Origin of the sequence: Pseudomonas plecoglossicida NBRC 103162 = DSM 15088 (assembly GCF_000730665.1) — a bacterium.
Classification (GTDB): domain Bacteria; phylum Pseudomonadota; class Gammaproteobacteria; order Pseudomonadales; family Pseudomonadaceae; genus Aquipseudomonas; species Aquipseudomonas plecoglossicida.
This window is the reverse complement of the sequence record NZ_BBIV01000011.1, coordinates 67,800-82,937: the sequence shown is the minus strand read 5'-3', so window position 1 is coordinate 82,937 and position 15,138 is coordinate 67,800. Positions and strand designations below refer to the sequence as shown.

14 protein-coding genes are annotated in these 15,138 nt (G+C 64.9%); 12 read left to right on the top strand and 2 right to left on the bottom strand.

Going from position 1 to position 15,138, the window contains the following annotated elements:
* The first annotated feature begins 2 nt into the window (after nt 1–2).
* From tauB to tauD, 3 genes are read left to right on the top strand one after another with little or no spacing between them, the layout of a single operon-like run.
* Nucleotides 3–791: a taurine ABC transporter ATP-binding subunit gene (tauB, locus tag PPL01S_RS08475; protein ID WP_016394147.1), complete on the top strand. Its 789-nt coding sequence runs from the start codon at nt 3–5 to the stop codon at nt 789–791.
* On the top strand, nt 788–1,627 hold the full coding sequence (gene tauC, locus PPL01S_RS08470) for a taurine ABC transporter permease TauC (RefSeq protein ID WP_028625537.1): 840 nt from the start codon (nt 788–790) through the stop codon (nt 1,625–1,627). The genes tauB and tauC overlap by 4 nt, the downstream gene beginning before the upstream one ends.
* Before the next feature lie 46 nt (nt 1,628–1,673).
* Nucleotides 1,674–2,507: a taurine dioxygenase gene (gene tauD, locus PPL01S_RS08465; protein ID WP_016394145.1), complete on the top strand. Its 834-nt coding sequence runs from the start codon at nt 1,674–1,676 to the stop codon at nt 2,505–2,507.
* 96 nt (nt 2,508–2,603) lie between these two features.
* Here tauD and betT read toward each other — a convergent pair whose 3' ends face one another.
* Complete coding sequence (betT, locus tag PPL01S_RS08460; protein WP_016394144.1) at nt 2,604–4,565, bottom strand: choline transporter BetT; 1,962 nt, start codon at nt 4,563–4,565, stop codon at nt 2,604–2,606.
* Between the two features lie 318 nt (nt 4,566–4,883).
* On the bottom strand, nt 4,884–5,816 hold the full coding sequence (gene epsC, locus PPL01S_RS08455; protein ID WP_016394143.1) for a serine O-acetyltransferase EpsC: 933 nt from the start codon (nt 5,814–5,816) through the stop codon (nt 4,884–4,886).
* 271 nt (nt 5,817–6,087) lie between these two features.
* Between epsC and tcyJ the strand changes: the two genes are divergently transcribed.
* From tcyJ to PPL01S_RS08410, 9 genes are all read left to right on the top strand, one after another.
* A complete protein-coding gene (tcyJ, locus tag PPL01S_RS08450; protein ID WP_016394142.1) occupies nt 6,088–6,882 on the top strand; it encodes a cystine ABC transporter substrate-binding protein in 795 nt (264 codons plus the stop codon).
* On the top strand, nt 6,879–7,547 hold the full coding sequence (tcyL, locus tag PPL01S_RS08445) for a cystine ABC transporter permease (protein WP_016394141.1): 669 nt from the start codon (nt 6,879–6,881) through the stop codon (nt 7,545–7,547). Before tcyJ ends, tcyL begins: the two co-directional genes overlap by 4 nt.
* 2 nt (nt 7,548–7,549) lie before the next feature.
* The gene (gene tcyN, locus PPL01S_RS08440; RefSeq protein WP_016394140.1) at nt 7,550–8,308 is read left to right on the top strand and encodes an L-cystine ABC transporter ATP-binding protein TcyN; all 759 of its coding nucleotides are present in this window, start codon (nt 7,550–7,552) and stop codon (nt 8,306–8,308) included.
* A gap of 195 nt (nt 8,309–8,503) precedes the next feature.
* A complete protein-coding gene (locus PPL01S_RS08435; RefSeq protein ID WP_016394139.1) occupies nt 8,504–9,745 on the top strand; it encodes an SfnB family sulfur acquisition oxidoreductase in 1,242 nt (413 codons plus the stop codon).
* A gap of 149 nt (nt 9,746–9,894) precedes the next feature.
* The gene (locus PPL01S_RS08430; protein ID WP_016394138.1) at nt 9,895–11,076 is read left to right on the top strand and encodes an SfnB family sulfur acquisition oxidoreductase; all 1,182 of its coding nucleotides are present in this window, start codon (nt 9,895–9,897) and stop codon (nt 11,074–11,076) included.
* The gene (locus tag PPL01S_RS08425; RefSeq protein ID WP_028625539.1) at nt 11,076–12,461 is read left to right on the top strand and encodes an LLM class flavin-dependent oxidoreductase; all 1,386 of its coding nucleotides are present in this window, start codon (nt 11,076–11,078) and stop codon (nt 12,459–12,461) included. Before PPL01S_RS08430 ends, PPL01S_RS08425 begins: the two co-directional genes overlap by 1 nt.
* Nucleotides 12,454–13,254 carry a MetQ/NlpA family ABC transporter substrate-binding protein gene (locus PPL01S_RS08420; RefSeq protein WP_028625540.1) on the top strand — a complete coding sequence of 267 codons (801 nt, stop codon included), beginning with the start codon at nt 12,454–12,456 and terminating at the stop codon, nt 13,252–13,254. Before PPL01S_RS08425 ends, PPL01S_RS08420 begins: the two co-directional genes overlap by 8 nt.
* Before the next feature lie 2 nt (nt 13,255–13,256).
* Nucleotides 13,257–14,366 (top strand): methionine ABC transporter ATP-binding protein, encoded by a 1,110-nt coding sequence (locus tag PPL01S_RS08415; RefSeq protein WP_016394135.1) that lies wholly within the window; start codon nt 13,257–13,259, stop codon nt 14,364–14,366.
* Entirely contained in the window at nt 14,356–15,000 is a 645-nt protein-coding gene (locus tag PPL01S_RS08410) for a methionine ABC transporter permease (RefSeq protein WP_028625541.1), read from the top strand. The genes PPL01S_RS08415 and PPL01S_RS08410 overlap by 11 nt, the downstream gene beginning before the upstream one ends.
* Nucleotides 15,001–15,138 lie beyond the last annotated feature (138 nt).

Here is a 15,138-nt window from a genome sequence, read left to right as displayed (position 1 = left end):
TCATGGCCTTGCTCGAACTGGAGCGCATCAGCGCACAGTACCCCGGCGCCAGCACCCCGGTGCTGGCCGACATCAACCTGAGCCTTGGGCCTCGCCAGCTGCTGGTGGCCCTGGGGCCATCGGGCAGCGGCAAGACCTCGCTGCTCAACCTGATCGCCGGCTTCGTCGCCCCCAGCAGCGGACGCATCAGCCTCGATGGCGTGCCAGTGCAAGGCCCCGGTGCAGAACGTGGCGTGGTGTTCCAGGATGACGCGCTACTGCCGTGGCAGAACGTGCTCGGCAACGTTGCCTTCGGCCTCGAACTGGCCGGCGTGCCGCGCGCCGAGCGCGAAGCCAAGGCGCGGGAGATGCTGGCCCTGGTCGATCTCGACGGTTTCGCCGAGCGCCGTATCTGGCAATTGTCCGGCGGCCAGAAACAGCGCGTGGGCCTGGCCCGTGCGCTGGCGGCCGCCCCCCGGGTACTGCTGATGGACGAGCCGTTCGGTGCACTGGACGCCTTTACCCGCGAGCAGATGCAGGAACTGCTGCTGCAGGTGTGGCAGCGCACGGCCAAGCCGGTGTTCCTCATCACCCACGACATCGAAGAGGCAGTGTTCCTGGCCACCGAGCTGGTCCTGCTGGCCCCTGATCCGGGCCGTGTGGTCGAACGCCTGCAGCTGGATTTCGGCCAGCGCCATGCCGCAGGCGAGCCGGCCCGGGCGATCAAGTCCGATCCACGCTTCATCGAAACCCGCGAGCATGTGCTGGCGCGGGTGTTCTCCCAACGCCAAAGCCAGCAGGAGCGCGCATGAGCAGCCTGGACCTGCCGGTCACCGGCAAGCATCACAGCCAACCCCGGCCCGCCGTATGCGCCCGCCGCCCGCTCGCCACCCGCTGGATCAGCGCCCTGACCCTGGCCAGTCTGCTCCTGGCCTGGTGGCTGGTGACCGCCGCCGGCTGGATCGAGCCGCTGTTCCTGCCCTCGCCCGGCGATATCCTGGCCAGGGCCTGGAGCTTGCTCACCCAGGGCTACATGGACGCCAGCCTGTGGCAGCACCTGGGCGCAAGCCTCGGCCGGATCGGCCTGGCCCTGGGCGCCGCCACCCTGAGCGCCATCCCGGTCGGCATCGCCATCGGCTACAACCGCGTGGCACGCGGCATCTTCGACCCGCTGATCGAGTTCTACCGGCCGATTCCGCCGCTGGCCTATCTGCCACTGATCGTCATCTGGTGCGGTATCGGCGAGCTGTCCAAGGTGCTGCTGATCTACCTGGCGATCTTCGCCCCGATCGCCATCGCCACAGCCACCGGCGTACGCACCGTGGACCCTGCCAAGTTGCGCGCTGCCCAGTCGCTGGGCGCCAGCCGAGCGCAGCTGATTCGCCATGTGATCCTGCCCAGCGCATTGCCCGACATCCTCACCGGTATCCGCATTGGCCTGGGCGTCGGCTGGTCGACCCTGGTCGCTGCCGAACTGATCGCCGCCACCAGCGGCCTGGGCTTCATGGTGCAGTCGGCGGCGCAGTTCCTGGTCACCGATGTGGTGGTGCTGGGCATCCTGTTGATCGCCCTGATCGCCTTCGCCCTGGAGATGGGCCTGCGCGCCCTGCAACGCAAGCTGGTGCCCTGGCACGGGCAAAGCCACTGAACTGGACTGACCACGCCGGCACCCCGGCGCCTGCACGAGAAAAGCCATGAGCCTGACCATTACCCCACTCAGCCCGGCGCTTGGCGCCCAGATCAGCGGCGTGGACATCAGCCGCGACATCAGCGCCGAACAGCGCGACGCCATCGAGCAGGCATTGCTCGAGCACCAGGTGCTGTTCTTCCGCGACCAGCCGATCAACCCCGAGCAGCAGGCACGTTTTGCTGCTCGCTTCGGTGATTTGCACATCCACCCGATCTACCCCAACGTGCCGGAGACCCCGCAGGTGCTGGTGCTCGACACGGCCGTCACCGACGTGCGCGACAATGCCGTATGGCACACCGACGTGACCTTCCTGCCCACCCCGGCGCTGGGCGCGGTGCTCAGCGCCAAGCAGTTGCCGGCCTACGGTGGCGATACCTTGTGGGCCAGCGGCATCGCGGCGTTCGAGGCGCTGTCGGCGCCGCTGCGCGAGATGCTCGAAGGGCTGAGCGCTACCCATGATTTCACCAAGTCGTTCCCATTGGAGCGCTTCGGCACCACGCCGCAGGACCTGGCGCGCTGGGAGGAGACACGGCGCAAGAACCCACCGCTGTCGCACCCGGTGGTGCGCACCCACCCGGTGAGCGGGCGCAAGGCACTGTTCGTCAACGAAGGGTTCACCACGCGGATCAACGAATTGAGCGAGCTGGAGAGCGAGGCGCTGCTGAAGCTGCTGTTCGCCCATGCGACGCGGCCGGAGTTCAGCATTCGCTGGCGTTGGCAGGAGAATGACGTGGCGTTCTGGGATAACCGCGTGACGCAGCATTTTGCGGTGGATGACTACCGGCCGAACCGGCGGGTGATGCATCGGGCGACCATCCTTGGGGATGCGCCGTTCTGAAGGGCCTTGGGAGGCCGCTGGCCTCCAATCGCCGGCAAGCCGGCTCCCACAGGATCTGCACTGCCCTTGTGGGAGCCGGCTTGCCGGCGATTGGGCCTACCGGACCAGATGCAGGTACTGCATGTGCCGCTCGTACTGGTCGAGGATGTCGTTGATGATCTGCTCCTTGCTGTAGCCCACCAGGTCGTAGTTCTGGCTGCCTTCGCTCAGGTGCACCTCCGCCCGGTAATAGCGACGGTTCTTCAACTCCTGAGTGCCCAACCCACCCAGCGCGAACGATGGCGTGAAATACCCGCGCATCTGCACCTGGTAGATGAACGGCTGCTCCTCGCCATGGCCGACCTTCAGGCTGACGTTGTCATGGCTCGGGTCATCCTGGGTGACCAGCACCAACCCTTTCTGCTCGAACACTTCGCGCACCTCGGCGATCGCCGGGCGCACCACGTCGTCCATGAAGCGGTACACCTCATCGCGTGACGGGAAGTGCACCGCCTGGCTCAGGCGCTGGCGCCAACCGCCGCGGCCACGCCGAGACTGGGCGAACGGTGCCAGCGAATGCATCTGCGCGATCTGCCGCTGGCTCTCCAGGTAGAAGGCCTTGTGCAGCCCCCACATCATGCACAGCAGGATCAACGAGAACGGCAGCGACGTCAGCACCACCGCCGATTTCAGCGAATCGATGCTGCCGGCGAACAACAGGCCGCTGGTGATCAGCGCGGTCATCACGCCCCAGAAGATGCGCAGCCAGTTCGGGCCGTCTTCGTCGGCGCCACCACCCTTGGCCGACAGGGTCGACAGCACCACCGTGCCAGAGTCGGCCGAGGTGACGAAGAACACGAAGCTGATGAACACCGTCACGGCGATGACCGTCTTGCTCCACGGGTAGGTTTCCAGCAGCAGGTACAGGCTCATCGACGGGTTGTCCAACGCCGACTGGCCGAGCGCCGTCATGCCGTGATTGATCACCTGGTCGAGCGCGCTGTTGCCGAAGATCGACATCCACGCCAGGGTGAAACCCAGCGGAATCAGCAGCACGCCGAAGACGAACTCGCGGATCGTGCGGCCGCGGGAAATCCGCGCGATGAACAGCCCCACGAACGGCGCCCAGGCAATCCACCAGGCCCAGTAGAACACGGTCCAGCCACCCAGCCAGTCGCGGTTCTCCCCGTAGGCGTAGACGTCGAAGCTCTTGCGCGGCAAGGCCCCCAGGTAGTCGCCCAGGTTCTGGATCAGGGTATTGAACAGGTGCTGGGTGGGCCCCGCGAACAGCACGAACAGCAGCAGCGCACAGGCCAGGAACAGGTTGATGTCGCTCATCACCCGCACGCCCTTCTCCACCCCGGCGACCGCCACGGCCACGGCCGCGCCCATCATCAGGGCGATGAGCATCACCTGCACCCACTGGCTGTGGCTGATGCCGAACAGGTAGTCGAGGCCGGCATTCAGGTGCAGCACGCCGAAGCCCATGTCGGCGCCCAGACCGAACACCGTGGCGATGATGCCGAAGCCATCCACCGCGTAGCCGATCGGCCCGTTGATGCGCTTGCCGATCAATGGGTACAGCGCCGAGCGCAGCGCCAGTGGCAAGTTGTGGCGGTAGGCGAAGTAGGCCAGCGCCATGCCGACGAAAGCGAACACGCCCCAGCCATGCAGGCCCCAGTGCAGGAACAGGATCTGCATTGCCTGGCGCCCGGCCTCTGCCGTGCCGGCCTCGCCTTGCGGCGGCTGCAGCATGTGGGTCAGCGGTTCGGAGACGCAGAAGAAGAACAGCGTGATGCTGATGCCGGCAGCGAACAGCATCCCGGCCCACGACAGGTAACTGAACTCGGGTTCGTCGTGGTCGGCACCGAGCTTGATCTTGCCGTAGCCGGACAAGGCGGTGACCACCACGAACACCAGGTACAGGGTCATGGCCAGCATGTAGTACCAGCCGACCGTGTTGGCCGCCCAGTTCTGCGCGGCCAGCAGCCACTCGCCCGAAGCTTGCGGGAACGCGATGACCACCAGGCCGAAGATGAGGATGAAACTTGCCGCGAAGTAGAACACCGGGGGGTTCATGCGGATCTTGCCGGGGGCAAGTGAAGCGGTTGGTGCACTCATGGAACAGGCACCTCGTCGATCGACGTGAGGTACGGATTGAACGGGTTCAGCAAAGGAATCCTCCTGTTGAACACCGGCAGCGGACCAGCGTTTTTCATTGAACAAGCGTTCAAGTTAAACATGGATTGGCATTCAATGCGAACCGGGGAGCTGATCGGTGCAGACCTGTACCGGCCCCATCGCCGGCAAGCCGGCTCCCACAGAGTCGCCACCGAACCTGACTGCTGTGGGGTAAGTGTAGGAGCCGGCTTGCCGGCGATAGGGCCGGCAAGGAACTCAGTTCTTGTCCTGACAATCCAGCTGCAAGTTCGCCTGGGTGATGTTGCTGTCGGCCGGCACGCTGCGGGTCAGCCACACATTGCCACCAATGGTCGAACCCTTGCCGATGGTAATACGCCCAAGGATGGTCGCCCCCGCATAGATCACCACATCATCCTCGACGATCGGATGGCGCGGCAGGCCCTTGTGCAGCGTCCCCGACTCGTCGCTGGGGAAACGCTTGGCGCCCAGGGTCACGGCCTGGTAGATGCGCACGCGCTCGCCGATGATCGCCGTCTCGCCGATCACCACACCGGTGCCATGGTCGATGAAGAAACTCGGGCCGATCTGCGCGCCGGGGTGGATGTCGATGCCGGTGGCCGAATGCGCCAGCTCCGAACTGATCCGCGCCAGCAACGGCAACCCGGCCTGGTACAGGTGGTGGGCCAGGCGGTGATGGATGATCGCCAGAATCCCCGGGTAGCACAGCAGCACTTCATCGACACTACGCGCCGCCGGGTCACCGTGGTAGGCCGCCAGCACGTCGGTATCGAGCAACACCCGAAGGCCAGGCAGCGCCGCAGCGAAGTCCTGGATCAGGCGCAGGGCCTGGCCTTCGACACCAGCCACATCGCCCTTGCTCTGGCGGGCGGCATAGCGCAGCTCCAGGCGCGCCTGGGCAAGCAGTGCGGTCAGCGCCGCATCGAGGGTATGGCCGACGTAGAAGTCCTCGCTTTCCTCGCGCAGGTCCACCGGCCCCAGGCGCATCGGAAACAGCGCGCCGCACAGTTGCTCGAGGATTTGCCGCATGGCCTCGCGCGAGGGCAACTCGCGCCCGCCCTGTTCGCCGATGCTGCGGCCATTGCGGCTGCGCCACTGCTCACGGGCACCGCGCAGGCCGCTGACGATGCTCTGCAACTGCCAATGGGCGGATGATGGTTGTTCGCTCACGGGGTTCTCCTGCCAGGGGGCAATCTGTGGTTTTGCATTCCACTCTACGGCAAATCCGTCCCTTGGAAAAAACAACGCTTTATTCCATCCTGCGCTAAGTCGGGCATAAGGCGCGATGACGAACCGGGCAACCTCGCCTACCCTCAACACAGCCGAAATGCCAAATTTTTTCTTAAATAGAATAACAAAATAAGTTTTTATTATTTCCTGGCCTATGAAGCCAACTCTATAGTCGCCACCCACTACTTCCACAACAAGCGCGGGGCCTGACATGTCGAAATTCGCCAAACCGCTACTCAACGCCAGCCTGGCCATCCTCCTGGGCGCCGGCCTGCTCGGCCAGGCATTCGCTGGTGAGCAATTGAAGACCATCCAGGAAAAAGGCGTGATCAACGTCGGCCTCGAAGGCACCTACCCACCGTTCAGCTTCCAGGATGAAAACGGTAAGCTGGCCGGCTTCGAAGTCGAGCTGTCGGAGCTGCTAGCCAAGGAGCTGGGGGTCAAGGCCAAGATCCAGCCGACCAAGTGGGACGGCATTCTCGCCGCGCTGGAATCCAAGCGCCTGGACGTGGTGGTCAACCAGGTGACCATTTCCGAGGAGCGCAAGAAGAAGTACGACTTCTCCGAGCCCTACACCGTCTCCGGCATCCAGGCGCTGATCCTGAAGAAGAAAGCCGATCAACTGAACATCAAGAGTGCACAGGACCTGGCAGGCAAGAAGGTCGGCGTGGGCCTGGGTACCAACTACGAGCAATGGGTCAAACAGGACGTACCGAAAGCAGAAGTGCGTACCTACGAGGATGACCCGAGCAAGTTTGCAGACCTGCGCAACGGCCGCATCGACGCCATCCTGATCGACCGCCTGGCCGCGCTGGAATACGCGCAGAAAGCCAAGGACACCGAACTTGCCGGCGATGCCTTCTCGCGCCTGGAAAGCGGCGTGGCCCTGCGCAAGGGCGAGCCTGAACTGCTGGCGGCCATCAACAAGGCCATCGACAAGCTCAAGGCTGACGGCACGCTGGCCAAGCTGTCCGAGAAGTACTTCGGTGCCGATGTCACCCAATGATCGCTGAAAGCCTGCAACTGGTTGCCGACTCCACGCCCTTCTTGCTGAAGGGCGCGGGTTACACGGTGCTGCTCAGTGTCGGCGGGATGTTCTTCGGCCTGGTGCTGGGCTTTGCCCTGGCACTCATGCGGCTGTCGAGGATCCTGCCGCTGAACTGGCTGGCACGCATCTACGTCTCGTTCTTCCGTGGCACGCCGCTGCTGGTGCAGCTGTTCGTGATCTACTTCGGCATGCCGCAGATCGGCATCGAGCTCGACCCGATCCCGGCCTCGCTGATCGGCCTGTCGCTGAACATGGCCGCCTACATCTGCGAAATCCTTCGGGCAGCGATCTCGTCCATCGACCGTGGACAGTGGGAGGCCTGCGCCAGTATCGGCATGACCCGCACCCAGGCCATGCGCCGCACCATCCTGCCCCAGGCCCTGCGCACCGCGCTGCCGCCGCTGGGGAACAGCTTCATCTCGCTGGTCAAGGACACCGCCCTGGCGGCGACCATCCAGGTGCCCGAACTGTTCCGTCAGGCGCAGCTGATCACGGCGCGTACCTTCGAGGTGTTCACCATGTACCTGGCGGTTGCGGTGATCTACTGGATCCTCTGCAGCATCCTTGCGCACTTCCAGAACCGCATGGAAGCGCGCGTCAACCAGCACGACCAGGAGCACTGAAGATGATCGTCGTAGAAGGCCTGACCAAGCAGTTCAAGGGCCAGACCGTGCTCAGCGGCATCGACCTGACCGTGCAGCCCGGCGAAGTGGTGGCCATCATCGGCCCCAGCGGCTCGGGCAAGACCACCTTCCTGCGCTGCCTGAACCTGCTGGAAACCCCGGACGCCGGGCTCATTCGCATCGGCGACATCAGCATCGATGCCAACCGCCCGCTGGGCAGCCAGCAGAGCGCGATCCGCCGTTTGCGCCAGCAGGCCGGGTTCGTGTTCCAGAACTTCAACCTGTTCCCCCATCGCACGGCCCTGGAGAACGTCATCGAAGGGCCGGTGATCGTCAAGAAGACGCCCCGCGAGCAGGCCCTCGAACTCGGCCGGCGGTTGCTGGCCAAGGTCGGCCTGGCGGGCAAGGAAGACGCCTACCCCCGGCGGCTTTCCGGTGGCCAGCAGCAGCGCGTGGCCATCGCCCGGGCCTTGGCCATGGAGCCTGAGGTGATCCTCTTCGACGAACCCACCTCGGCGCTCGACCCGGAGCTGGTCGGCGAAGTCCTGGCGACCATCCGAGGGCTGGCCGAGGAAAAACGCACCATGATCATCGTCACCCACGAGATGAGCTTTGCCCGGGATGTGGCGAACCGGGTGATCTTCTTCGACAAGGGGGTGATCGTCGAGCAGGGCGAAGCCAAGGCGCTGTTTGCCAACCCCAGGGAAGAGCGGACCCGGCAGTTTCTGCGCAAGTTTCTCGGTACCGCAGCTTCCGAATAATTCACTGGCCTCATCGCCGGCAAGCCGGCGATAGGGCCATCTGATTCACCAAAAAACCCACTTCTATGCATATTCCAAAAGGTTAGTTTATAAACTTTTAACAAATCATTACGATATATGAACCGGACCACCGGACCAGCAAACGCTTGTCGCATCAGCTGAAGCGACGCATCCACTTTGTGAGGTTCGGTACTGATGTCCACCCTGCCAAAAACCCAATTCCACAGCGACCTCGACAGCTCGCCCCTGCTGCTGCAGGCCCAGGTTCTGCGCAACGACGCCGAAGCCCTGCAAGCCGCCCACAACCTGGCCGCAGTCGCCCGCGAGCAAGCCGCCCGCCGCGACCAGCAACGCAAGCTCCCTTGGGCCGAGATCGAGCAGTTCACCCGCAGCGGCCTGGGCAGCATCAGCGTGCCCAAGGCCCATGGCGGCCCCGACGTCTCGTTCGAAACCATCGCCGACGTGTTCCGCATCATCAGCGCCGCCGACCCGGCGCTGGGGCAGATTCCGCAGAACCAGTTCGGCATGCTGCAGCTGCTGCGCCTGACCGCTACCGAGGCGCAACAGGCAGTGATCTTCCGCAACGTGCTCGACGGCTGGCGCATCGGCAATGCCGGACCGGAGCGCGGCACCAAGGACACCCTGACCCTGAAGGCGCGAATCACCCGGACAGGCGCTGGCTATCGCATCAGCGGTGAGAAGTTCTATTCCACCGGCGCGCTGTTCGCCCACTGGGTCGCGGTCAAGGCCCTGGACGACGAGGGCCGCCAGCGCCTGGCATTCGTCCGCCGGGGCTCGCCGGGGCTGCGTATCGTCGATGACTGGTCGGGCTTTGGCCAACGCACCACCGCCAGCGGCACCGTGCTGCTCGACCAGGTCCCGGTCGACGCGGAACTGGTGATCGACAACTGGCGCCAGCGTGACGTGCCGAACATCCAGGGCGCCGGCTCGCAGTTGATCCAGGCCGCCATCGATGCCGGCATCGCCGAAGCGGCGATCGATGACGCCATTCACTTCGTGCGTGAAAGATCGCGTCCATGGATCGAGGCCAAGGTCGAGCGGGCCAGCGACGACCCTTACGTGATTGCCGACATCGGCCGCCTGAAACTCGAACTGCATGCGGCCCAGGCGCTGCTGCGCAAGGCGGCGCGGGTGCTCGACGAAGTGAACGCGGCACCGATCGATGCCGCATCGGCAGCCCGCGCCTCGATTGCCGTGGCCGAGGCCAAGGTGCTGACCACCGAGATTTCCCTGCAGGCCAGCGAGAAGCTGTTCGAACTGGCCGGCAGCCGCGCCACCCTCGCCGAATTCAACCTCGACCGCCACTGGCGCAATGCCCGGGTGCACACCCTGCATGACCCGGTGCGCTGGAAGTATCACGCGGTGGGCGCCTACTACCTCAACGGGACCTTGCCGGCGCGGCATTCCTGGATCTGATTCTGGCCTCGGGGCTGCTGTGCAGCCCAATCGCTGGCAAGCCAGCTCCCACAGAGATCCCACACCAGTCGAGATCAGCGCTGTACCTGTGGGAGCCGGCTTGCCGGCGATTGGGCCGCACAGCGGCCCCCAAGGCCCCGGAGAACACCATGACAACATCGATCATCACCAGCGACACCCAAGCCCTGGCCATCGCCGAAGAACTCGCCCAGCAACTGCGCCGCGACAGCCCCCAGCGCGACCGCGAACGACGCCTGCCGCACCCCGAACTGGACCTGTTCACCCGCAGCGGCCTGTGGGCCATCAGCGTGCCCAAGGCCTTCGGCGGCGCGGGCGTGTCCAACGTCACCCTGGCCAAGGTCATTGCCCGCATCGCCCAGGCCGATGCTTCACTCGGACAGATTCCGCAAAACCATTTCTACGCCCTGGAAGTACTGAGGGTAAACGGCACCCCCGAACAGCAGCAGCGCCTGTATGCCGAAGTACTGGCCGGCCGACGCTTCGGCAACGCCCTGGCCGAGCTCGGCACGAAAACCGCCCACGACCGCACCACCCGCCTGACCCGCGACGGTGACGGCTACCGCATCGACGGTCGCAAGTTCTACGCCACCGGCGCCCTCTACGCTCAGCGCATCCCGACGTCAGTGATCGACGAACAAGGCGTGCAGCACCTGGCCTTCGTCCCGGCTGACAGCCAGGGCCTGCAGGTGATCGACGACTGGAGCGGCTTCGGCCAACGCACCACCGGCAGCGGCTCGGTGGCATTCGAAAACGTGTACGTGCGCAGCGAAGACGTGGTGCCGTTCCAGTCGGCTTTCGAACGCCCCACGCCGGTAGGCCCGTTGGCGCAGATCCTTCACGCGGCCATCGACACGGGCATTGCCCGCGCCGCCTTTGATGACGCCCTGCACTTCGTGCGCACACGCAGCCGGCCCTGGGTCGACTCCGGCCTCGACAAGGCCAGCGACGATCCGCTGACCCTGAAAAGCTTCGGCCATCTGAGCATTCGCCTGCACGCCGCCGAGGCCTTGCTCGAGCGCGCAGGTGAATACCTCGACCGCGCCCAGGCCGACAGCAACGCCGACACGGTCGCCGCGGCTTCCATCGCCGTGGCCGAGGCGCGGGCGATCAGCACCGAGATCGCCCTGGCCGCCGGCACCACCCTGTTCGAACTGGCCGGCAGCCAGGCCACCCTGGCCGAGCACAACCTCGACCGCCACTGGCGCAACGCCCGCGTGCACACCCTGCACGACCCGGTGCGCTGGAAGTACCACGCCATCGGCAACTACTACCTCAACAACGAAAACCCACCCCGCCGAGGGACCATCTGATGGCCAGGGAAATCCTCCTCAATGCCTTCAACATGAACTGCATCGGGCACATCAACCACGGCCTGTGGACCCACCCGCGGGACACCTCGACCCAGTACAAGTCGCTGGACTACTGGACCGACCTTGCACGCCTGCTCGAACGCGGGCTGTTCGACGGGCTGTTCATCGCCGACATCGTCGGCACCTACGACGTCTACGGCCAGTCGCTGGACGTGACGCTGAAAGAGTCGATCCAGCTACCGGTCAACGACCCGCTGCTGCTGGTTTCGGCCATGGCTGCAGCCACCCGCCACCTGGGCTTCGGCCTCACCGCCAACCTCACCTACGAAGCGCCGTACCTGTTCGCCCGACGCCTGTCCACGCTCGACCACCTGAGCAACGGCCGGGTCGGCTGGAACATCGTCACCGGCTACCTCGACAGCGCCGCCCGTGCCATGGGCCTGGAGCAGCAACCGGAACACGACCGCCGCTACGACCAGGCCGACGAATACCTGCAGGTGCTGTACCAACTGCTCGAAGGCAGCTGGGCCGACGATGCGGTGGTCGAGGACCGCGAGCGGCGGGTGTATGCCGAGCCGGAAAAAGTGCGCAAGGTGCGCCACCACGGCGAGTTCTACAAGGTCGAGGGCTACCACCTGTGCGAGCCTTCGCCGCAGCGCACTCCGGTGCTGTTCCAGGCCGGCAGTTCACCGCGTGGCCTGGCCTTCGCCGGCAACCATGCCGAGTGCGTGTTCATCAGCGGCCAGGAAAAAGCCGCGACCCGCGCCCAGGTCGACAAGGTGCGCGCCGCCGCCCAGGCGGCTGGCCGCAACCCGCAGGCGATCAAGGTGTTCATGGGCATCACGGTGATCGTCGCGCCCACTGAGCAAGAGGCCCAGGCCAAGTACGCGCAATACCTGTGCCATGCCAGCCCGGAAGCGGGCGTTGCGCACTTCGCCGCGTCGACCGGGATCGACTTTGCCGCCTATGAGCTGGATGAACCGATCGACGCCAGCAAAGGCAACGCCATCCAGTCGGCCACCCGCCAGCTGCAGGACAACGCCTGGACTCGCCGCCGCCTGCTGGAGCAGCACGCTCTGGGTGGACGCTACGTGACCCTGGTCGGTGCGCCGGCACAAGTCGCCGAACAACTGATTGCCTGGATCGACGAAACCGGCCTGGACGGTTTCAACCTGACCCGCACCGTTACCCCTGAAAGCTTCGAAGACTTCATCGACCTGGTGGTCCCGCAACTGCAACAGCGTGGCCGCTACAAGACCGCCTACGCCGACGGCACCTTGCGCGAAAAGCTGTTCGACAGCCGCCACCCTCACCTGCCTGCCGACCACATCGGCTCGACCTATCGCCACACCTCTGCCCCGACTGGAGTTGCGCACCATGCTTGAGAACCTGTTCCGGCCCGTCGCGGCCATCGCCCTCGCCCTCGGTCTGTCCAGCGCTGCAGTGGCTGCCGAGCCGCTGAAGATCGGCACCACCGCCGCCTTCGCCATCCCGCTGGAAGCTGCCGTGGAAGAAGCCCACAAGCAGGGCCTGGAAGTGAAGCTGATCGAATTCAGCGACTGGATCGCGCCGAACGTGAGCCTCAACAGCGGCGACATCGATGTGAACTACTTCCAGCACATCCCCTTCCTGGAGAACGCCAAGGCCGCGGCAGGCTTCACGCTGGAGCCCTACGCACCGGGCATCATCAACAACGTCGGCCTCTACTCGAAGCAGTACAAAAGCTTCGCCGAGCTGCCCGAAGGCGCCAGCGTGGCCATCGCCAACGACCCGATCAACAGCGGCCGTGGCCTGCAACTGCTGGCCAAGGCCGGATTGATCACGCTCAAGCCGGGCGTCGGCTACAAGGCCACCGAAGACGACATCGTCGCCAACCCGAAGAAGCTGAAGATCCTGCAGGTGGAGGCCGTGCAGCTGGTGCGCGCCTATGACGATGCCGACCTGGTGCAGGGCTACCCCGCCTACATCCGCCTGGCCAACAGCTTCGATGCCACCTCGGCCCTGCTGTTCGACGGCCTTGAGAACAAGGAATACGTGATCCAGTTCGTCATCCGCCCGCAGAGCAAGGACGACCCGCGCCTGGCCAGGTTCGTCGACATCTACCAGCATTCGCCCGCCGTGCGCGCAGCGCTGGACAAGGCCCACGGCAGCCTCTACCAAGCCGGCTGGGAAGGCTGAACATGAGCCAGGCCAACGCCTTGAAGGCGCCCACCGCTCGAACCTTGCCGCCACCGGCTCGGGAGCAGGCCTTGCGCCCGGAGGTCAACGAAGCCCATGTGCGCTTCGTCGGCCTCGGCAAGACCTACCCGGGCCAGGAGCAGCCGGCATTGCAAGGCATCGACCTGAACATTCGTCGCGGCGAAATCTTCGGCATCATCGGCCGCAGCGGTGCGGGCAAATCGTCACTGCTGCGCACCATCAACCGCCTGGAACAACCCAGCCAGGGCCGCGTGCTGATCGACCAGGTCGACATCGCCCCCTTCGACGAAGACCGCCTGGTGGCACTGCGCCGGCGCATCGGCATGATCTTCCAGCACTTCAACCTGATGTCGGCCAAGACCGTGTGGCAGAACGTCGAGCTGCCCCTGAAGGTGGCCGGCGTGGCCAAGGCCGAACGCCAGCGCAAGGTGCGCGAGTTGCTGGAGCTGGTGGGCCTTGCCGAAAAGCATCAGGTCTACCCGGCCCAGTTGTCGGGTGGCCAGAAACAGCGCGTGGGCATCGCCCGCGCCCTGGTGCACGACCCCGAGATCCTGCTGTGCGACGAAGCAACTTCGGCGCTGGACCCGGAAACCACCGCCTCGATCCTCGAACTGCTGCGCACCATCAACCAGCGCCTGAGCCTGACCGTGGTGCTGATCACCCATGAAATGGCGGTGATACGCGACATCTGCCATCGCGTGGTGGTGCTCGAGCGCGGCCAGGTCGTCGAACAAGGTGAAGTCTGGAAAGTGTTCGGCACACCCCGCCATGAAGTCACCCGGACCCTGCTCGCACCGCTGCAGGCCAAGTTGCCAGCGACCTTGCAGGCCCGGCTGCAGGCCAATCCGGCGAGCCGTGACGCTGCGTTGGTGCTCAAGCTCAACGTGATCGGCGAACCGCCGTTGTCGGAGCTGTTTCATGACCTGGGCGGGCGGGTACGCCTGCTCCAGGGCGGTGTGGAAACCATCGGCGAACATGCCCTGGGGCAACTGATCCTGTCGGTGCAGGGTTCGCCCCACGACACCCGACAATTGCTCGAACACGCCCGCCGCTGGGCCGAGGACGTGGAGGTGCTGGGCCATGTGGTTTGATCGACTGCTCGAAGGATTGCTCGACACCCTGCTGATGGTGGGCGTGTCGTCACTGATCGCTTTGCTGGTGGGCGTGCCGATGGCGGTGCTGCTGGTTACCAGCGACAAGGGCGGGATTTTCGCGGCGCCTTCGTTGAACCGGGTGCTGGGCGCCTTCGTGAACCTGTTCCGTTCGATCCCGTTCCTGATCCTGATGGTGGCGCTGATCCCCTTCACCCGTCTGGTGGTCGGCACCACCTATGGCGTATGGGCTGCAGTGGTACCGCTGACCATCGCCGCCACACCATTCTTCGCGCGGATCGCCGAGGTGAGCTTGCGCGAGGTCGACCATGGGCTGGTGGAAGCTGCCCAGGCCATGGGCTGCCGACGCTGGCACATTGTCTGGCATGTGCTGTTGCCCGAGGCACTGCCGGGGATTGTCGGGGGTTTCACCATTACCCTGGTGACGTTGATCAACTCCTCGGCCATGGCCGGGGCGATTGGTGCAGGTGGGCTGGGGGACATTGCCTACCGCTATGGGTATCAACGGTTCGACAGCCAGATCATGCTGACGGTGATTGCCATGCTGGTGGCGCTGGTGGCGTTGATTCAGCTTGGGGGGGATCGGTTGGCCAAGGGGTTGAACAAGCGCTGAGTTTGGCTTGAGTGATTGGTTGGGGCGTATATCGAGCGCCGCCCACGCGGCGCATCGCGAGCTACGCTCGCTCCTACGTTTGTTTCTGGCCAGTTATGCCTGTGACGCAAGCGCGCGACCGCCTTGATTGTACGGCGC